Raw genomic sequence first — 17,861 nt, 5'->3', positions numbered from 1 at the left:
TTGTATCCAAAGCTGTTGGTTGGATGATGCTTGTATCCACCATAATACTACAACCATTCGCATCTTTTACCGTTACCGAATAAGTACCTGGAGCTAAACCAGTAGCCGTTGCTGTTGTTTGTCCTGTTGGTGTCCACAAATAGGTATAGGCTCCTGTTCCGCCTGCTGCATTCACCGTGATGCTACCATTGCTCATCCCAAAGCAACTTACATTTGTTACTGTTGTGATTGTTGATGAAACACTTCCTGAATCAAGAACTGAAACAACAGTATTTTTTGTACAATGATTTGCATCTGTTACAGTTATGCTGTAAATGCCTGAAACTAATCCAGTAGCAGTTTGAGTTGTTTGCCCTGTTGGAGTCCAGTAATAGGTATAAATGCCAGTGCCTCCTGTTGCAGCAACTGTAGCTGATCCATCAGGCGACACACACAGTGCTTTTTTCGAAGAAGTCGTAAGAGCAATTGCAGGAGGTTGAGCTACATTTGCTATTGCTGTTACTGTACATCCTGCTGCATCGGTTACTGTTAATGTGTAATTTCCTGCAACAAGATTAGAGGCTGTGGCGCTTGTTCCACCACTAGGTGACCAGGAATAAGTATATGGTGTTGTCCCGCCAGCTGGACTTGCTATTAAAATGCCTGTATTTGCTCCATTACATAAAATATTTGTAGGGCTTATTGTAACTGTTACTGCTGGCGAACCAGGTACAATAATGGTCGTATCTTTAACGCATCCTTTCGAATCGGTTACAGCAACAGTATATGTGCCAGGTGCGAGACCTGTGGCGGTTTGCGTAGTTTGTCCAGATGGTGTCCATCCGTAAGTGTAGGCTGGAGTACCTCCACTTGGATTCACGGTTGCTGTACCACTTGAATTACTACAATTACTTATAGTCGAAGAAGTTGTAAAAGCCATTGAACTACCTGCTACAATGATAACTGAATCCTTTTGAGTTAGAGGGACACAAGAATTATCCGTTACGGTAACATAATATTTTCCGGGATTAAGCCCAGTAGCAGTGGCAGTTGTTTGAGAGGGAAGTGTACTCCATGAATAAATATATGGAGCAACTCCACCAGAAACTGTAACCGTAGCAGTATTGCTGGAAGAACAAGCGCTTGTTGATGTCATCGTGAGAGTAAGAGCAGCGCAAGGAGGTAAAATCAATTGTATGGATTGTACAAAACCAAGTCCGCAAGCATAAATAAGTCCAGCTTTTCCTAATTTCAAATCATACACTGTATTACTCGCAGGAATCGTTGCCACGAGATTCAGATTCACATCGTATTGCTTAATTGTGTTTTGGGCACCTACAAAAATGTGATCGCAATTATCTACTTGTAATCCTCCTGAAGTAAAAGAAGTTCCTGTAACTGTAACACTTGCCAATAAAGCTCCTGTGGAAGAATTCCATTTCTTCAAAACCGCCCCATCATATGTATACAGAAAATTAGGGCTAACTGCCATGCCATTAAAGCCATTTGGAGTACTCGGAATGTAAGTTATACTTCCAACTTCTTGAAAAGTATATCCATCCGAAACCATATAAGCAGTGGGAGAAAGAGCAGGAATTGGCGCCTTTACCATCACATTGTCAAAAATGGTAGGGTAAACGACTGATTTTGCAGTAGCCATGTAACAATTGCTGTTATTATCCTGAGCCAACAAAGCAAAATCGTGTAAAGCAGTAGAAGCACCCAAAATGTTGACAGGGGTAATTGCGGATACATTGGAATCTAAAACGCAAGCCTGATACGGAACGGAGGTTCCTCCTCCTGCAATTACAGAAGTGTGAGTACAATTATTATAAACGATTCGCCACATTTCTACCATATTTGAATTTCCAGGAAATAGACCAATTTGTAACCCATTAGTGCTTACTTTGGCGATTTTTGCCCCAGTTCCAGGATTAAAACCTTCTATTAAATAGGAATTTTGACTATGCCCATCCACCGCGAAATCCCCGTAGTATCCATTGGAACTGAGTGGAGTAGCGGTATAGGTCCATAAAATAGTACCAGCGCTGTTTAATTTCGATTCTTGAAATGGGCTTGAACCACCATAGATATAAACATTTCCTGCTAAATCGCAATCTACATCGTAAGCATTTTGCGCTCCAGCATAAGTAGGAGTAGTAACCCAAGGATCAATCACAACTGTTTTCGTGTGATCGTAGGTATCTAAATCAAAAGAAACAATATTTTTATGGAGACTGAAATACGAAGAAATCGACTGACCTGTCTCGTATTGTGTATTGGGCGCATGATCAAAAATAATTCCTAACCCAGACTTTATGCTCAAATGTCCTTCAAACTCTTTGGATAATGTGGCATTGCCAGAATAGTTCATTTGAACTAATGAAACATCCGCACCTGGATGTAAGATAATCGAATATTTGATTCCCTTTTTATCTTCTGGAAAGGTATATTCCACATCAATATTCGGATAAATATTTTTATAAATTATTTTTTTATACGCGAATGCTTTAATGGTTGTTTTACCAGATTTATCACGTAAATCGCCATACGTAAAATAATTGTTCACTGGGTTTTCTGCTACAATTTGTACGTTCGGATTCGCATTTAGCCAGTGCATGCTTACATAATCTGTTTTTGTTTTTTGCATCAATTCGGCTTCTACTCCAGCCTTTTCGTATTTTTCTTTTTCGGCTTCGGTCATTTTTACTGGTTCATCGCGACGATACGTTAAACCTTCTGGAGTAAAATAAATTTGTATCCCTTCATTGCGTACACCAAACAAAATATGGCTGTCTGGCAAACTATCATTCCCATCAAATTGTGATTTATTTTCGATAAACACTTTTTGTTCAAAAGGATTTGAAGACCATTTGGGAATAACCGAAGAGTTATTTCCATTTGTGACGTTATTTTGAGAATAACTATTTGTAGAGAAAAACATTGCAACACTAAAAATAAATCCTGTTTTTAGTGTGCAGAAAAAATATTTTTTCAAACGAGCTTTTAGTAGTAGTGTTTCCATAGGTTATTTTTTGATTGTGTTAATAATCTGCTTCACAAAAAATCTTCCAATATTGGATTCTAAAAAAATGGACTAAACAAAAATATAACTATATTTTTAAAAATCAAATAATTAGGTCGTTTTTTTACACTTTCGAAAAAATAATTTTTTCGAAAGTGTATTCCTAACAGCTTTAAAAAAAAATTTACAAAAAAATATTTTGTAAATCGAAAAAGCGTCTTATCTTTGCCCTCCGTTTAAAAAAATTAGGACAATGAAAAGGACATTTCAACCATCACAACGTAAGCGCAGAAACAAACACGGCTTCAGAGAGAGAATGGCTACTGCTAATGGCAGAAGAGTATTGGCATCCAGAAGAGCTAAAGGCAGAAAAGCATTAACTGTTTCTGACGAAAGAATGCACAAACGATAATTTCAATGGTATTAAAATCTATTTTGCTAAAAAACCTTCTCTCAAGAGAAGGTTTTTTTTTGATTTTTTTTAAACTATTATCGCCCAAGCCTCATTATTGTTTACTTTCGTGAAGAAAAAAAACGTCTCAAAAAAATAATTTTTCAAAGCTATAAATACACAATATGCCCAAAGATAATTCCATCAAATCAGTTCTCATCATCGGCAGCGGACCCATTGTAATTGGTCAAGCTTGCGAGTTTGATTATTCTGGATCGCAAGCTGCGCGTTCGTTAAAAGAAGAAGATATAAAAGTTACGCTCATCAATTCCAATCCGGCAACTATTATGACGGATAAAGTAACTGCCGAAAATATTTATTTGCTGCCTTTAACAGCTGCTTCTATTGTAAAAATTTTAGAAGAAAATAAAATAGATGCGGTACTTCCCACAATGGGCGGACAAACGGCTTTAAACCTCGCCATGAAATGTGAGGAAATGGGTATTTGGAAAAAATACGGTGTACGCATGATTGGCGTGGATGTACAAGCGATTGAAGTAACGGAAGATCGCGATAAATTCAGGCAACGCATGGAAGAAATTGGCGTGGGCATGGCTCCATCCAAAATTTGCCGTTCGTTTTTAGAAGGAAAAGAAATTGCGCAAGATTTTGGATTTCCATTGGTTATTCGTCCTTCGTTTACCCTTGGCGGAAGCGGCGGAAGCGTTGTTTATCAAAAAGAAGATTTCGATAAATTATTAGACAGAGGTTTGCATACTTCGCCCATTCACGAAGTATTGATTGACAAAGCCGTGTTGGGTTGGAAAGAATTTGAATTGGAATTGTTGCGCGATAGCAACGACAACGTAACAATTATTTGTTCCATCGAAAATTTTGATCCGATGGGCGTTCATACTGGAGATTCGATAACCGTTGCTCCTGCTATGACTTTGTCAGATACAACTTATCAAAGAATGAGAACGATGGCGATAAAAATGATGCGCTCCATCGGAAATTTTGCAGGCGGTTGTAATGTGCAATTTGCCGTAAATCCAGATGATTCGGAAGATATAATTGCGATAGAAATTAACCCACGCGTATCACGCTCTTCTGCATTAGCAAGCAAAGCAACCGGTTATCCAATTGCAAAAATTGCTTCTAAATTAGCGATTGGCTATAATTTAGATGAACTGGAAAATCAAATTACCAAAAGTACTTCTGCGTTTTTTGAACCCAGCTTAGATTATGTAATTGTAAAAATTCCGCGTTGGAATTTTGATAAATTTAAAGGTGCAAATCGCGAATTGGGTTTCCAAATGAAATCGGTTGGCGAAGTAATGGCAATTGGAAGATGTTTTCAAGAAGCACTCCAAAAAGCCTGTCAATCCTTGGAGATTAAACGAAATGGATTAGGTGCAGACGGAAGAGAAAATACGAATCAAGAAGAGTTATTGAAAAGTTTAGAACGTCCGAGTTGGAATCGTTTATTTCATATTTACGATGCCATTAAACTCGGAATTTCCATAAAAACCATTCAAAAATTAACACGCATAGACCCTTGGTTTTTAAATCAAATCGAAGAAATGGTCATTCTTGAAAAAGAAATTGAAAATTATTCTGTTAAAACCATTCAAAAAGATTTATTGTACGAAGCCAAACAAAAAGGCTATGCCGACCGACAAATAGCACATTTGTTGGATTGTAAAGAAAGTGAAGTTTTTAAAAAACGGACTGAACTCGGCATACAACGTGTGTATAAATTAGTGGATACGTGCGCTGCCGAATTTGAAGCCAAAACACCTTATTATTATTCTACTTTTGAAGATGAAAACGAATCTGTTCGTTCCGATAAAAAGAAAATTGTAGTGCTGGGAAGTGGTCCAAATCGTATCGGACAAGGAATTGAGTTTGATTACAGTTGCGTTCACGGTGTGCTTGCTGCGAAAGAATGCGGTTACGAAACCATTATGATTAATTGCAATCCGGAAACGGTTTCAACAGATTTTAATGTGGCGGATAAATTGTATTTCGAGCCCGTTTTTTGGGAACATATTTACGACATTATTTTGCACGAAAAGCCCGTAGGTGTTATCGTTCAGTTAGGCGGACAAACGGCTTTAAAGTTGGCTGAAAAATTGGATCGCTACGGAATAAAAATTATCGGAACGGATTATAAATCCTTGGATTTAGCGGAAGACAGAGGAAGTTTTTCTACTTTATTGAAAGAAAATAATATTCCGTATCCGAAATTCGGAGTGATTGAAGATGCTGAACAAGCTGTTGAATTATCGCGCCAATTAGGATTCCCGCTGTTGGTTCGACCTTCTTATGTGTTGGGCGGACAAGGCATGAAAATCGTTATCAATGAACAAGAATTAGAACAACACGTTGTGAAAATTTTACAAGATATTCCTAACAATAAAGTTTTATTGGATCATTTTTTAGAAGGTGCTATTGAAGCGGAAGCGGATGCTATTTGCGATGGAAAAGATGTTTATATTATTGGAGTTATGGAACACATCGAGCCTGCAGGAATTCATTCTGGCGATTCCTACGCTGTTTTACCTCCTTTTGATTTAAGTGAAAACGTGTTGCAACAAATTGATCAATACACCAAGACAATTGCCTTAGCATTGAAAACAGTGGGTTTAATTAATATTCAATTTGCCATTAAAAATGAAATTGTCTATATTATTGAAGCTAATCCACGTGCATCGCGTACCGTTCCGTTTATCGCAAAAGCTTATGATGAACCTTATGTAAATTATGCCACTAAAGTTATGTTGGGCGAAAAAAAGGTAAAAGATTTTAAATTTAATCCGCGCAAAAAAGGATACGCCATTAAAATCCCCGTATTTTCGTATGAAAAATTTCCAGACGTAGTAAAAGAATTAGGTCCTGAAATGAAATCAACTGGAGAATCTATTTATTTTATTGATGATTTAACAGACGAATATTTTCACACCATTTATTCTGAACGCAATTTATATTTGAGTAAGTAAATAAGTCCTTCAAAAAAATAATTTTTCATGAGCCAAAAATTCAATTTCAAAAAAATTCTTCCGCACATCGCTGTCCTCGCAATTTTTGTTGTGATTACGATGGCTTATTTTTCTCCGCTGATGAGCGGAATGCAAATGAAACAAAGCGACATCGTTAATTTTAAAGGGATGTCAAAAGAAATTGTCGATTACCGCGCTCAATTTCACAAAGAACCTTTGTGGACGAATTCGATGTTCGGAGGAATGCCGGCGTATCAAATTTCCGTATTGTATTCCGCCAATTTAGTTGCGTACGTGGATCGTATTTTTAGCCTGGGAGTTCCTTATCCGGCAAGTCTTTTATTACTTTATTTAATTGGCTTTTATATTTTATTGATAACACTCGAAATCGATATTTGGCTGGCAGTCGCGGGCTCCATCGCATTTGCATTTTCTTCTTTCTTTTTTATCATTATTGATGTCGGGCATAATTCACAAGCGCATGCTATTGGTTATATGGCGCCTGTTTTAGCGGGATTTATTTTGGTTTTCAAAAAAGATTTTTTGAAAGGCGGAATTTTAACGGCTCTGTTTTTAGCGCTCGAATTGTATTGTAATCACTTGCAAATAACCTATTATTTGATGATGATGTTAGCGGTTTATGTGCTCATCGAATTTTATCAAGCCATTAAAAATAAAGCCTACGTACCTTTTTTTAAAGCATGTGCAGTAATTGGTTTTGCTGCACTCTTAGCGGTTGGTACAAACATTACCAATTTGTGGGCAACCTATGATTATGGAAAATATACCACGCGCGGAAAATCTGAATTAACGCTCGACAAACAAACTTCCAGCAGCGGATTAAGCGAAGAGTACGCATTGCAATGGTGTTACGGAAAAGCCGAAACGATGACGTTGATGATTCCGAATTTTAAAGGAGGCGTTTCTGCGCCCATTGGTAACGACAAAAGCGCGATGGAAAACGTAAGCCCGGAACAAAAACAACAAGTGGCAAACATGGATCAATATTGGGGTGATCAGCCATTTACGGCAGGACCAGTATATGCAGGTGCCATTGTATTTTTTCTTTCCTTACTCGGATTATTCGTTATAAAAGGTTCTTTCAAATGGTTTTTATTCATCGCAACCCTTTTATCCATCATGCTTTCCTGGGGAAATAATTTTCATCCGCTGACGGATTTTTTCTTCAACCATTTTCCAGGCTACAATAAATTCAGAGCTGTTTCCATGATTTTAATTCTCGCTGAATTTACGCTGCCGCTCCTTGCTGTATTGGCAGTAGATGAAATTGTGAAAAATAAAAATTTCTTAACCGAAACCATGAAAGTTCCTTTTGTGAGCAATCCTGTTTCGAAACAGAAACTTTTTTTTCTCGCATTTATTTTTTCAGGAGGCGTTGCTTTGCTTTGCTACCTCATGCCTTCGTCGTTTTCTACTTTTCAAGGAAGCAATGAATTTGGAAATACATTCAATCAAATAAAACAAGCAAATCCGAAAGTAGACGACACTCAAATCACCACTTATTTAACAGATATTTTTGGACAATTAGTGGTTGCCCGAAAAGAAATTTTCAAATCAGATTCTATTCGTAGTTTTATTTTTATTGCGCTCACTGCGGGCTTATTGTGGCTTTATTTTAAATCAAAAATTACAAAAAAATGGATGTTCGGAACACTTATCGTTTTTATTTTAGCAGATATGTGGAACGTGGACAAACGTTATCTCAACGACAATAGTTTTGAAACGGCTCATCAAGAATCACAAACGTTTCAACCATCTGCAGCAGATTTACAAATATTGCAAGATAAATCGCTCGATTACCGCGTTTTTAATACCACTGTTCGTCCCGATCAAGACGGAAAAACTTCTTATTTCCATAAATCTATTGGCGGTTATCACGGCGCAAAATTGAAACGTTACGATGAGTTAATGACGTATCAAATAGACAGAAATAATATATCTGTTTTGGATATGCTCAACGCGAAATATTTTATTATGAACGGGAAAGACAATCAGCCTATCGCGCGTGAGAATCCTGACGCATTGGGAAATGCTTGGTTTGTTTCCAATTATAAAATAGTATTGGATGCTGATTCCGAAATAATGGATCTCAGCAATTTTAATCCGGCAAAAACAGCCATTGTCGATCAACGTTTCCAAAATTATTTTTCAGGATTTACGCCAGTGGCAGATTCTTCCGCAACAATAAAAATGCTTTCGTACGAGCCGAACGACTTAGTTTATCAAGCCAATTCGCAACACGAAGCGCTCGCAGTTTTTTCTGAAATCTATTATAAAGATGGTTGGAACGCTTATATCGACGGAAAACTGACGCCTTATATCCGCGTAAATTATGTATTGCGTGCGATGCGTATTCCAGCAGGATCACACAAGGTAGAGTTTAAATTTGAACCAGTGATTTTTGCGGCTGGCGAAAAAATTTCCTTAGCAAGTTCCGCGCTACTTATTCTTTTATGTTTGGGTTACGTAGGATATCTTTTCAAAATGAAGCCGAATGCCGAATGAAAAAAGCTTTAATCATCACGTATTACTGGCCTCCCAGCGGTGGCTCCGGAGTGCAGCGCTGGCTTAAATTTGTAAAATACATGCGCGAATTTGGTTGGGAACCAATTGTGTACACTCCTTCCAACGGCGAAAAACCAGTGATTGATTCGTCGCTTGAAAAAGATATTCCCGAAAATACACTTATTCTGAAACAGCCTATTTGGGAGCCTTACAGCATTTATAAATTATTTATCGGACAAAAAAAATCGCAAAAAATAAATGCCGCTTTTTTGAGCGAAAACGAAAAATCAAAATACAGCGAAAAATTTTCGGTGTGGCTGCGCGGAAATTTTTTTATTCCGGATGCACGGAAATTTTGGGTAAAACCTTCCGTAAAATATCTAACAAATTATTTAAAAAAAAATCCGGTGGACTTAATTATTTCTAGCGGACCGCCACACAGCATGCACCTCATCGCGATGCAAGTGAAAAAAAAATTCAACATTCCTTGGATAGCTGATTTTCGTGATCCTTGGACAAACATTGATTTTTACCAAGATTTAATGTTGAGTTCTTTTGCGGATAAAAAACACAAGCGCTTGGAATTGAAAGTTCTAAAAAATGCAGATTCCGTTATCAGCGTTGGAAAAACAATGAGCGAAGAGTTTGAAAAAATAATTTTTCAGGCAGGAATAAAATCGAAAATAAAAAATAAATTTCGCGTCATCACAAATGGTTTTGATACCGATGATGTATCGTCTGAAAAAATAATTTTGGATAAAAAATTTAGCATCGCGCATATCGGAACAATGGTTAAAAGCCGCAATCCGGAAGCATTTTGGAAAGTGTTGGGGGAATTGGTTCAGGAAAATAATTTTTTCGCAAACGATTTAGAAATAAAATTGGCGGGTAAAATAGACATCAGTATTATGAAAAACATCGAGTATTTTAAGCTCGAAAAACAACTGAATAAAATTGATTATTTGTCGCATGCCGAAATTGTAAAAGTGCAACAACAATCACAAATTTTACTGCTTGTTTTAAATAATACGCACAATGCGAAAGGCGTTTTGACCGGAAAGATGTTTGAATATTTATCAGCACAACGCCCTATTTTGTGCATCGGACCGAAGGATGGCGATGCGGCAGAAATTATTGCAGAAACGCAATCGGGAATTACAGTTGAGTTTGAAGATGACGTAAATCTCAAAAAAATAATTTTGGAATATTACAATTTGTACCAAAAAAATAATTTACAAACTACCAACACGCACATCGAAAAATATTCGCGTAAAAATCTCACAAGAAATTTATGCGAAATAATGGATGAAGTAATTGCTTCAAAAAAATAATTTTTTGAAGCGTTAAAAATAGCCTGTTTTTTTTCGGTCTTCCATGGCGGCTTCTGATCGTTTGTCATCTGCGCGGGTGCCGCGTTCTGTTGTTTTACTGGAAGCTATTTCCTGAATAATTTCAGATAGAGATTCCGCTTTTGATTCTACTGCTCCGGTGCAGCTCATATCCCCAATTGTACGAAAACGAACTTGGTATTCTTCGTATTTTTCTCCTTCTTTCAAAGTAATAAAATTGCATTTTGCCAGCAATATTCCATCGCGATTTACGCATACTCTTTTGTGCGAAAAATACAAATTGGGCATTTCTATTTTTTCATGTAAAATGTATTGCCAAACGTCCATTTCCGTCCAATTACTAATTGGGAAAACACGAAAATGTTCTCCTGTATTTTTTTTTCCATTGAACAAATTCCATAATTCTGGACGTTGATTCTTCGGATCCCACTGTCCGAATTCATCGCGGTGCGAAAAGAAACGTTCTTTGGCACGCGCCTTTTCTTCGTCGCGCCGGGCGCCGCCGATAGCAGCGTCAAATTTGAATTCTTCAATGGCATCCAACAAAGTAACAGTTTGTAAGCCATTCCGACTCGGATTCAAACTTTTTTCTTCCATCGCTCTGCCTTTATCAATCGAATCTTGCACAAAACGTACAATTAATTTCGCGCCAATCTTTTTCATCCATCGATCTCTAAAATCCAATGTTTCCTGAAAATTATGTCCTGTATCAATGTGCATTAATGGAAAGGGAATTTTAGCGGGATGAAAGGCTTTCCGTGCTAAATGGCTCACCACAATCGAATCTTTTCCGCCCGAAAAAAGCAACACGGGTTTTTCAAATTGCGCTGCTAATTCACGTAAAATAAAAATACTTTCTGATTCTAATTCTTGTAAATGACTGAGATGATACGATTGCATTTTTTTGTTTTTAATTTTTCGGTTCTAAAAATACAATTTATTTTTTCCTTTTTTTGAAGAGAATCAGTAATGAGGAATTAACAATTATTAATTGAGAAGGACTTGTATTTCTTCAATTAAAAGGGTTTCGCATTAGCTGATAAATACGGAGACATTCTGAATTATTCAAATGTGAGTTATTTTAAAGTAGAAAATCAGGTTCAAAAAAATAATTTTTCAACTCTGTTTTTATATCTCCAAAAATTTATTTTACTGTTGTGCCCAATTCGATGTCTGGAATGGATTGATCCGTAAGCGCCACTTTTCCTCTTTCTTTACGAACAACGCGCGAATAAAGTGAAATTTCTCTATCGAATAAAAATCGAAAAAATAATTTTGACCAAGAAGTGTGGTAGGCTAAAGTATCATAATATTGAGTGGCAGTTTTACGAATTTGCGGTAATTTATTCCAAGGAATGGATGGAAAATCGTGGTGTTCATTGTGATAACCAACATTGAACGCGATTTTATTTAAAACACCGTAATAACTGTACGTTTCTTGTTGTCCGTTTGTTAAATAATGTTCCTGAATCCAGCGTCCGCCAAGCGGATGCAATCCAATCGAAAAGAAAAAGCTAATCACCAAAAAAACCAAGGCTTTAGGTCCGAAAAAGAAGAAAATAGCACTTGCAAAAACGAGTTGAGAAAACCAATTCAATGCAATCCAACCATCGAAAGGCTTTATTTCTTTGAGTCGGGAAACACGTGTTACTTGAAAAATAGGATAAAATAAAAACCAAAGAGCTTTCCCGATAAAAGAATTGCCAACTAATTTGGCTTCCCACTGGTTTGGTAAATCAGCATCTAATTCGTGAATGCCTTGAAAAGAATGATGCTTAATATGATAACGTTCAAATGAAACGGAACTTGGCATAATTTGCGGAAGGTTTGCTAACATGCCCGCCAAACGGTTTAACGAGCGTCTTTTGAACAATAAATAATGTGCGCATTCGTGAATCATCACAAACAAAGCATGATCCGCGTAAGCACCCAAAAAATAGGCTGCGGCAACAACAATCCACCAGGAATGCGCTGCTACCAGCCAAGAAAGGACAATTTGGAAACTTACAATTCCGATTATCGCAAAAATAGTATAGGGATTTTTGCCGATTAATTTGCGGATTTCTGGATGTTTTTGCATAATGACTCTCGTCCGTATGCGATGTGGTTCAGGCTCGGTTGAATAATAAAAATCGGTTCGTTTGGTCATCTCAATAAATTTTTTTATGCTCGTTCAAAAATTAATTTTTGTGCTCTTTGAAACAGGTCGCAAATTACGTGATTTTTTGCAGGATAATCAATAAAGAAATCGTTTTTACACTTTCTTTTTCAGGATAATTTCAACGGGAACTCCATTAAAATTAAAATTTTCGCGCAATTTATTTTCAAGAAATCGCTTGTAAGACTCCGTTACATATTGTGGCAAATTACAGTAAAAAGCAAAATTCGGATTCTTCGTCGGCAACTGCGTTACAAATTTTATTTTCACGTGTTTCCCTTTAGTAGCAGGCGGCGGATAATTTTCGATGAGCGGCAACATGACATCGCATAATTTTCGAGTGGGAATTTTAATCGTTTTATTCGCATACACTTCTTCCGCCGTTTCCATGGCTTTTAAAATGCGTTGTTTAGTAAGTGCGGAAGTAAAAACTACTGGAAAATCACGGAAAGGAGCTGTTTTTTCTTTTATTTTTTCTTCGTATTCTTTGGTTGCGTTATTCCCTTTTTCGAGCAAATCCCATTTATTAATCACTACTACCAAGCCTTTGCGGTTTTTAGTAATGAGCTGAAAAATATTCAAATCTTGTGATTCGATTCCGAGAGTTGCATCAATCAACAACAAACAAACGTCTGCATCTTCGATGGATCTTATGGAGCGCATCACCGAATAAAATTCTAAATCTTCTTCTACTTTTGATTTCTTACGAATTCCGGCAGTGTCAATCAATAAAAAATCATGTCCGAAAGCTTGATAACGTGTGTGAATCGAATCGCGCGTAGTGCCAGCAATAGGAGTTACAATATTTCTTTCTTCTCCCAAAAGGGCATTTATCATGGACGATTTTCCCACATTCGGACGACCCACAATGGCAAATCTTGGAATATTTAATTGTTCTTCTTCCTCATTTTTATTCTCGAAAGAGTTCACAACTTCATCTAACAATTCGCCAGTTCCACTTCCGTTAATCGCGGCAACGCTGAATACTTCTCCCAATCCGAGTCCGTAAAATTCCGCTGAAAGCGCCAAACGCGCCCCATTATCTACTTTGTTGGAAACCACAATCACTTTTTTCTTGCAACGTCTCAATAAATTCGCTACGTCTTTGTCGTAATCATTAATCCCTTCTGTAACGTCTAACACAAATAAAATAACGTTGGCTTCGCTGATTGCCAATTGCACTTGCTTGCGAATTTCTTCTTCGAAAATATCTTCGGAACCTTTGATGTAACCGCCGGTATCAATGAGCGAAAACACGACTCCGTTCCAATCTACTTTTCCGTAATGGCGATCGCGCGTAACTCCCGCAATTTCGTCTACGATGGCTTTTCTACTTTCTGTTAAACGATTAAAAAGTGTTGATTTACCTACGTTTGGGCGACCAACAATGGCTACTATATTTGGCAATTTTAGGAAATTTAAAAGGTGAAAATTTTAGCTGTTAAAAAAATAATTTTTCAATTGATGTATCCGAATCTTTTTAATTGCGAGTCGTCGTCTCGCCAATCTTTATTGACTTTTACAAAGAGTTCCAGAAAAACTTTTTTCTCAAAAAACATTTCAATGTCTTTGCGTGCTTGCGTTCCTACTTTTTTTAATGCGGAACCTTCGTGCCCAATTAAAATGCCTTTTTGCGATTCGCGCGCCACAAAAATTTCGGCAGCCATTTTTATAATGCCTTCTTCTTCTTTAAAAGATTGCACAATAATTTCGACGGAATACGGAATTTCTTTTTGATAATTCAACAATATTTTTTCGCGAATAATTTCCGCCACAAAAAACTTTTCGGGACGATCCGTCAAAGCTGTTTTATCGTAAAATGGTTCGTTCTCGGGCAAATGCGCGAGGATTCGTTTCAACACATAATCCACATTAAAATTACGAAGTGCCGAAACCGGAATAATTTCCGCCTTCGGAATCCGACCTTGCCAAAGTGCTGTTTTTTGTTCTAATTTTTTTTGATCGCTTAAATCAATCTTATTGAGCAATACCAACACTGGCGACTTATGTTGCGCTAATTTCTCGATGATTTTTAGTTCGGCTTCCGTTTCTCTCATTTCTTTGATATCCACCACTAATAAAAAAACATCTGCATCCGAAATAGCCGTATTTACCTGATCCATCATGGATTGTTGCAATTTATAATTAGGCGCTAAAATGCCCGGCGTATCGGAATACACAATTTGAAAATCTTCGCCGTTCACAATGCCTAAAATACGATGACGCGTAGTTTGAGCCTTGGATGTAATGATGGAAAGTTTTTCGCCCACCAATACATTCATTAAGGTTGATTTTCCTGCATTTGGACTACCAATTATATTTACGAAACCTGCCCTGTGCATATTTGTTAATAATTTATTGCAGTGCAAAGAAACAAAATTATATCTTTGCACCGCAATTAAAAAGGCATACACACGATTCATCGTTCATTTTTAGATAAATATATAGTGCGGGGTGGAGCAGTTGGTAGCTCGTTGGGCTCATAACCCAAAGGTCATCGGTTCGAGTCCGGTCCCCGCTACCAAGCCGAAAGGCAAGTCCTTCTGAGTAATCACTTAGAAGGACTTTTTATTTTGAAGCGTTTTTTAGCCTTCAAAAAATTATTTTTTGAAGGCTGCTTTTTTATTCGTATTAATTTTTCTTCATTGTTGAAGTGCTTGGATTATCACGAACGACCCATTTGCTATTTTTGTATGCGATATAAAATCCAAATCCTTTATAGTCATGTTCATCGTACTTAAACCAAGCTTTTATCCAATATTCCGAATCAGTACCCTTTAAATTATCCTTCTCAACTTCGATGTAATCAATCTTTAAATTTTCTATCAAAGCTGTATCTAAATATCCTTTCATCATATCAAAATTCTCAATAATATCTTGACTTGAAAAAGTTCGTCCTTTATGTTTCGGTGCTGAAGCATCAAGCGCCCATAACTTAACAAATGAAGTAGAGTCTGATGTTTTTAAATAACTCCACGCTTTTTCTAAAAATTGTTTTGCGTCCTTTTTGCTAATTGTTTGTCCTTGCGCGCTTGTTAGAAGTAAAAAACAAACAAATGTTGTAGCGATTATTTTTTTCATGATTTATTTTTGTTTGTTAAAAACTTCAATTTATATTTTGAACTATTTTTTTAAAATTATAATTTTCCGAACAATATTTTTTAAAATTTGTTCTGCACAATTTTCTACTGTTGTATTTTCTGTATGGATTATTAAGTCTGCATTTACAGGCATTTCAAAAGAAGAATCGGCTCCAGTAAAATTTTTCAGTTCGCCTTTTTTTACTTTCGCATACAAACCTTTTACATCACGTTTTTCGCAAACAGCAAAAGGTGTATTTACGAACACTTCGAAAAAATAATTTTCGCCGATGATTTTTTTCGCTTCTTGACGCATCGTTTCAGTCGGACTTACAAAGGCACAAATGGTAACGATTCCGCAATCCAAAAAAAGTTTCGCTACTTCCGCAATTCTCCGAATATTTTCCATGCGATCTATTTCCGAAAAACCTAAATTTCGATTGATTCCGGTGCGCACATTATCGCCGTCTAAAACCTCTGTGAGAATTTTTTTTTCGTGTAATTTTTTTTCGAGCGCCAAGGCAATCGTTGTTTTTCCTGCGCCAGAAAGTCCAGTGAGCCAAATTACCATTCCACGCTGATTCAATAATTTTTCTTTTTCGGAACGTGGAAGTATTTTATCGAAGCTTGGAAATAAATTTTCGGTCATTTTTTCTTTTTATGTTTTGGCATATCATCACTTAAATCTGCACTTGATTTCCACACATTATTATCAAAATTAATATCTGGCAATTGTCTGTCAGGATCAATAATTACGGATTCAACTAAATCCGTAGAATCGTAATGAAATGTCCACACTCCACCACGTTGCCAAACTTCCACTGGTAATTTTACGATACCCACTTTTCCATTTTTCTCTTTTATCTGAATGGTAACTGGCAAAGCCATTTTTTCTAAATTTTCTACCGTAATCAAAACACCTTTCGAAGCATCATCGCCAAAATATTTTACATCTTTTACAGCCACATCAAATTTCCAAGTATTGTAAAACCATTCTTTCCAAAACCAATTCAAATCCTCGCCTGTTGCGTTGTTCATCGTATTAAAAAAATCTTTTGGCGTAGGATGTTTAAACGCCCAACGACTAATATATGTGCGGAAAGCAGCATCAAATAATTGCGGTCCAACAATGTCTTCGCGCAACATTTTTAAGCCAAGTGCTGGTTTAAAATACGCGTTGTTTCCAAGATCTCTGGCAACAACGGCATCTGCGTAAGTCATTATCGGTTGCACGTCTGGCTTCATCATATAATTAACAATTAAAGGAGCCGAATCGCGCTGCGTTTTGTATTCATCGTTGTGAAAACTTCGCGTAGAAAAATTATTAATGAAGGTATTAAAACCTTCGTCCATCCAAGCATATTTACGTTCGTTGGAACCCACAATCATCGGAAACCAAGTATGTCCAAATTCGTGTGTCGTAACAAACCAAAGCACGCCGCGTTTAGCTTCCCATCCACAAAAAACAATTCCCGGATATTCCATTCCACGTACTCTTCCAGCAACATTTACTGCCACCGGGTATGGAAATTCAAAATACGCTTTCGAGTTGTATTCAAGTGTTCCTTTTACATATTCTGTGGAGCGTCCCCAAGCTGAATCGCCCGCTACTTCTATCGGGTAAACAGACATTGCCAAACATTTTTTCTTGTCTGGTAAATTTACGCGTGCAGCATCCCAAATAAATGCTTTGGAACATGCCCAAGTTACATCGCGGGAATTTTCCATTTTAAAATGCCATGTCAAATTTCCTTTGTTTGTAGGACGAGTTGAAGGATTTCCAATTTCATTTTTACCGATAATGGCAATAGTAGAATCACTGTTACGCGCTTTATTTAAACGCGAAATTTCTTCGTGAGTCAGCACATCCGAAGAATTTTGTAGTTCGCCAGAAGCAACTACAATTTGATTGGATGGAGCAGTTATCGTGAAATCATAATTTCCATAATCCAAATAAAATTCTCCGGCGCCCAAGTACGGCAAGGTGTTCCAGCCTTCTACATCGTCATACACTTCCATGCGCGGATACCATTGTGCGATTTCATAAATGGTTCCATTTTTAGTTGTTGTGCGTCCCATACGGTCCGAACCATCTTCCGGAATTTTAAAACTGTACGCAATATCAACCGTTACTTTATCGCCTTTCGGACGCATCGCTTTGTCCAATAAAATTTCCATGCGCGTGTCCGAAATAATAAATTTCGGGGTGTACGTTTTTCCATCCAATGTAATTTTTACCGACTGAATAGAATCGCCTCCTTGAAAAACAGTATTTCCGAAACGATATCCGCCAACAGGCGTTGTGAGAGCGCCACGAGAATCTTGCTTAAAAAGATTTTGATCCAATTGCA

Annotated in this window: 12 protein-coding genes and 1 tRNA gene; 5 read left to right on the top strand and 8 right to left on the bottom strand. The window is 37.1% G+C overall.

The window, feature by feature from the left end:
* Window positions 1-3,004: SprB repeat-containing protein (locus tag ABIZ51_10020; GenBank protein MEO7089115.1), on the bottom strand; the 3,004-nt coding region annotated here is incomplete at its 3' end.
* 253 nt (window positions 3,005-3,257) lie between these two features.
* On the opposite strand from ABIZ51_10020, the gene rpmH reads away from it, so the two are divergent.
* The 4 genes from rpmH (at window position 3,258) to ABIZ51_10000 (ending at window position 10,254) form a co-directional block, all read left to right on the top strand.
* Window positions 3,258-3,416 (top strand): 50S ribosomal protein L34, encoded by a 159-nt coding sequence (gene rpmH, locus ABIZ51_10015; protein MEO7089114.1) that lies wholly within the window; start codon window positions 3,258-3,260, stop codon window positions 3,414-3,416.
* 164 nt (window positions 3,417-3,580) lie between these two features.
* Window positions 3,581-6,397, top strand: a complete 2,817-nt coding sequence (carB, locus tag ABIZ51_10010) for a carbamoyl-phosphate synthase large subunit (protein MEO7089113.1) — start codon at window positions 3,581-3,583, stop codon at window positions 6,395-6,397.
* Between the two features lie 27 nt (window positions 6,398-6,424).
* On the top strand, window positions 6,425-8,923 hold the full coding sequence (locus ABIZ51_10005; protein ID MEO7089112.1) for a YfhO family protein: 2,499 nt from the start codon (window positions 6,425-6,427) through the stop codon (window positions 8,921-8,923).
* Window positions 8,920-10,254, top strand: a complete 1,335-nt coding sequence (locus ABIZ51_10000; protein MEO7089111.1) for a glycosyltransferase family 4 protein — start codon at window positions 8,920-8,922, stop codon at window positions 10,252-10,254. Before ABIZ51_10005 ends, ABIZ51_10000 begins: the two co-directional genes overlap by 4 nt.
* 12 nt (window positions 10,255-10,266) lie before the next feature.
* On the opposite strand, the gene cysD is transcribed toward ABIZ51_10000, so the two are convergent.
* The 4 genes from cysD to era form a co-directional block, all read right to left on the bottom strand.
* Entirely contained in the window at window positions 10,267-11,172 is a 906-nt protein-coding gene (gene cysD, locus ABIZ51_09995; GenBank protein ID MEO7089110.1) for a sulfate adenylyltransferase subunit CysD, read from the bottom strand.
* 244 nt (window positions 11,173-11,416) lie between these two features.
* Complete coding sequence (locus tag ABIZ51_09990) at window positions 11,417-12,421, bottom strand: fatty acid desaturase (protein ID MEO7089109.1); 1,005 nt, start codon at window positions 12,419-12,421, stop codon at window positions 11,417-11,419.
* A 105-nt stretch (window positions 12,422-12,526) separates the two neighbouring features.
* Window positions 12,527-13,837, bottom strand: coding sequence for a ribosome biogenesis GTPase Der (der, locus tag ABIZ51_09985; GenBank protein ID MEO7089108.1), 1,311 nt, complete (start codon window positions 13,835-13,837; stop codon window positions 12,527-12,529).
* A gap of 50 nt (window positions 13,838-13,887) precedes the next feature.
* Window positions 13,888-14,772 carry a GTPase Era gene (gene era / locus ABIZ51_09980; protein ID MEO7089107.1) on the bottom strand — a complete coding sequence of 295 codons (885 nt, stop codon included), beginning with the start codon at window positions 14,770-14,772 and terminating at the stop codon, window positions 13,888-13,890.
* Between the two features lie 106 nt (window positions 14,773-14,878).
* Here era and ABIZ51_09975 point away from each other — a divergent pair.
* Window positions 14,879-14,954 (top strand) — tRNA-Met (locus ABIZ51_09975).
* Window positions 14,955-15,061: 107 nt separating this feature from the next.
* Here the strand turns inward: ABIZ51_09975 and ABIZ51_09970 are convergent.
* Genes ABIZ51_09970 through ABIZ51_09960 form a run of 3 tightly spaced genes read right to left on the bottom strand, consistent with a single transcriptional unit; the run spans window position 15,062 to window position 17,856 of the window.
* Complete coding sequence (locus ABIZ51_09970; protein MEO7089106.1) at window positions 15,062-15,511, bottom strand: hypothetical protein; 450 nt, start codon at window positions 15,509-15,511, stop codon at window positions 15,062-15,064.
* A 42-nt stretch (window positions 15,512-15,553) separates the two neighbouring features.
* A complete protein-coding gene (gene cysC / locus ABIZ51_09965; protein ID MEO7089105.1) occupies window positions 15,554-16,159 on the bottom strand; it encodes an adenylyl-sulfate kinase in 606 nt (201 codons plus the stop codon).
* Window positions 16,156-17,856 carry a M1 family metallopeptidase gene (locus ABIZ51_09960; GenBank protein MEO7089104.1) on the bottom strand — a complete coding sequence of 567 codons (1,701 nt, stop codon included), beginning with the start codon at window positions 17,854-17,856 and terminating at the stop codon, window positions 16,156-16,158. Before ABIZ51_09960 ends, cysC begins: the two co-directional genes overlap by 4 nt.
* Window positions 17,857-17,861 lie beyond the last annotated feature (5 nt).

The organism is Bacteroidia bacterium, from assembly GCA_039924845.1.
Lineage (GTDB): Bacteria > Bacteroidota > Bacteroidia > DATLTG01 > DATLTG01 > DATLTG01.
This window is presented reverse-complemented; position numbering and strand designations above follow the sequence as displayed.

Excerpts from the sequence above, each read along its gene's own strand:
- ABIZ51_09970 (MEO7089106.1), bottom strand. The coding sequence starts at position 15,511 with ATGAAAAAAATAATCGCTACAACATTTGTTTGTTTTTTACTTCTAACA.
- ABIZ51_09990 (MEO7089109.1), bottom strand. The coding sequence starts at position 12,421 with ATGACCAAACGAACCGATTTTTATTATTCAACCGAGCCTGAACCACAT.
- cysC (MEO7089105.1), bottom strand. The coding sequence starts at position 16,159 with ATGACCGAAAATTTATTTCCAAGCTTCGATAAAATACTTCCACGTTCC.
- rpmH (MEO7089114.1), top strand. The coding sequence starts at position 3,258 with ATGAAAAGGACATTTCAACCATCACAACGTAAGCGCAGAAACAAACAC.
- ABIZ51_10000 (MEO7089111.1), top strand. The coding sequence starts at position 8,920 with ATGAAAAAAGCTTTAATCATCACGTATTACTGGCCTCCCAGCGGTGGC.
- cysD (MEO7089110.1), bottom strand. The coding sequence starts at position 11,172 with ATGCAATCGTATCATCTCAGTCATTTACAAGAATTAGAATCAGAAAGT.
- carB (MEO7089113.1), top strand. The coding sequence starts at position 3,581 with ATGCCCAAAGATAATTCCATCAAATCAGTTCTCATCATCGGCAGCGGA.
- ABIZ51_10005 (MEO7089112.1), top strand. The coding sequence starts at position 6,425 with ATGAGCCAAAAATTCAATTTCAAAAAAATTCTTCCGCACATCGCTGTC.
- era (MEO7089107.1), bottom strand. The coding sequence starts at position 14,772 with ATGCACAGGGCAGGTTTCGTAAATATAATTGGTAGTCCAAATGCAGGA.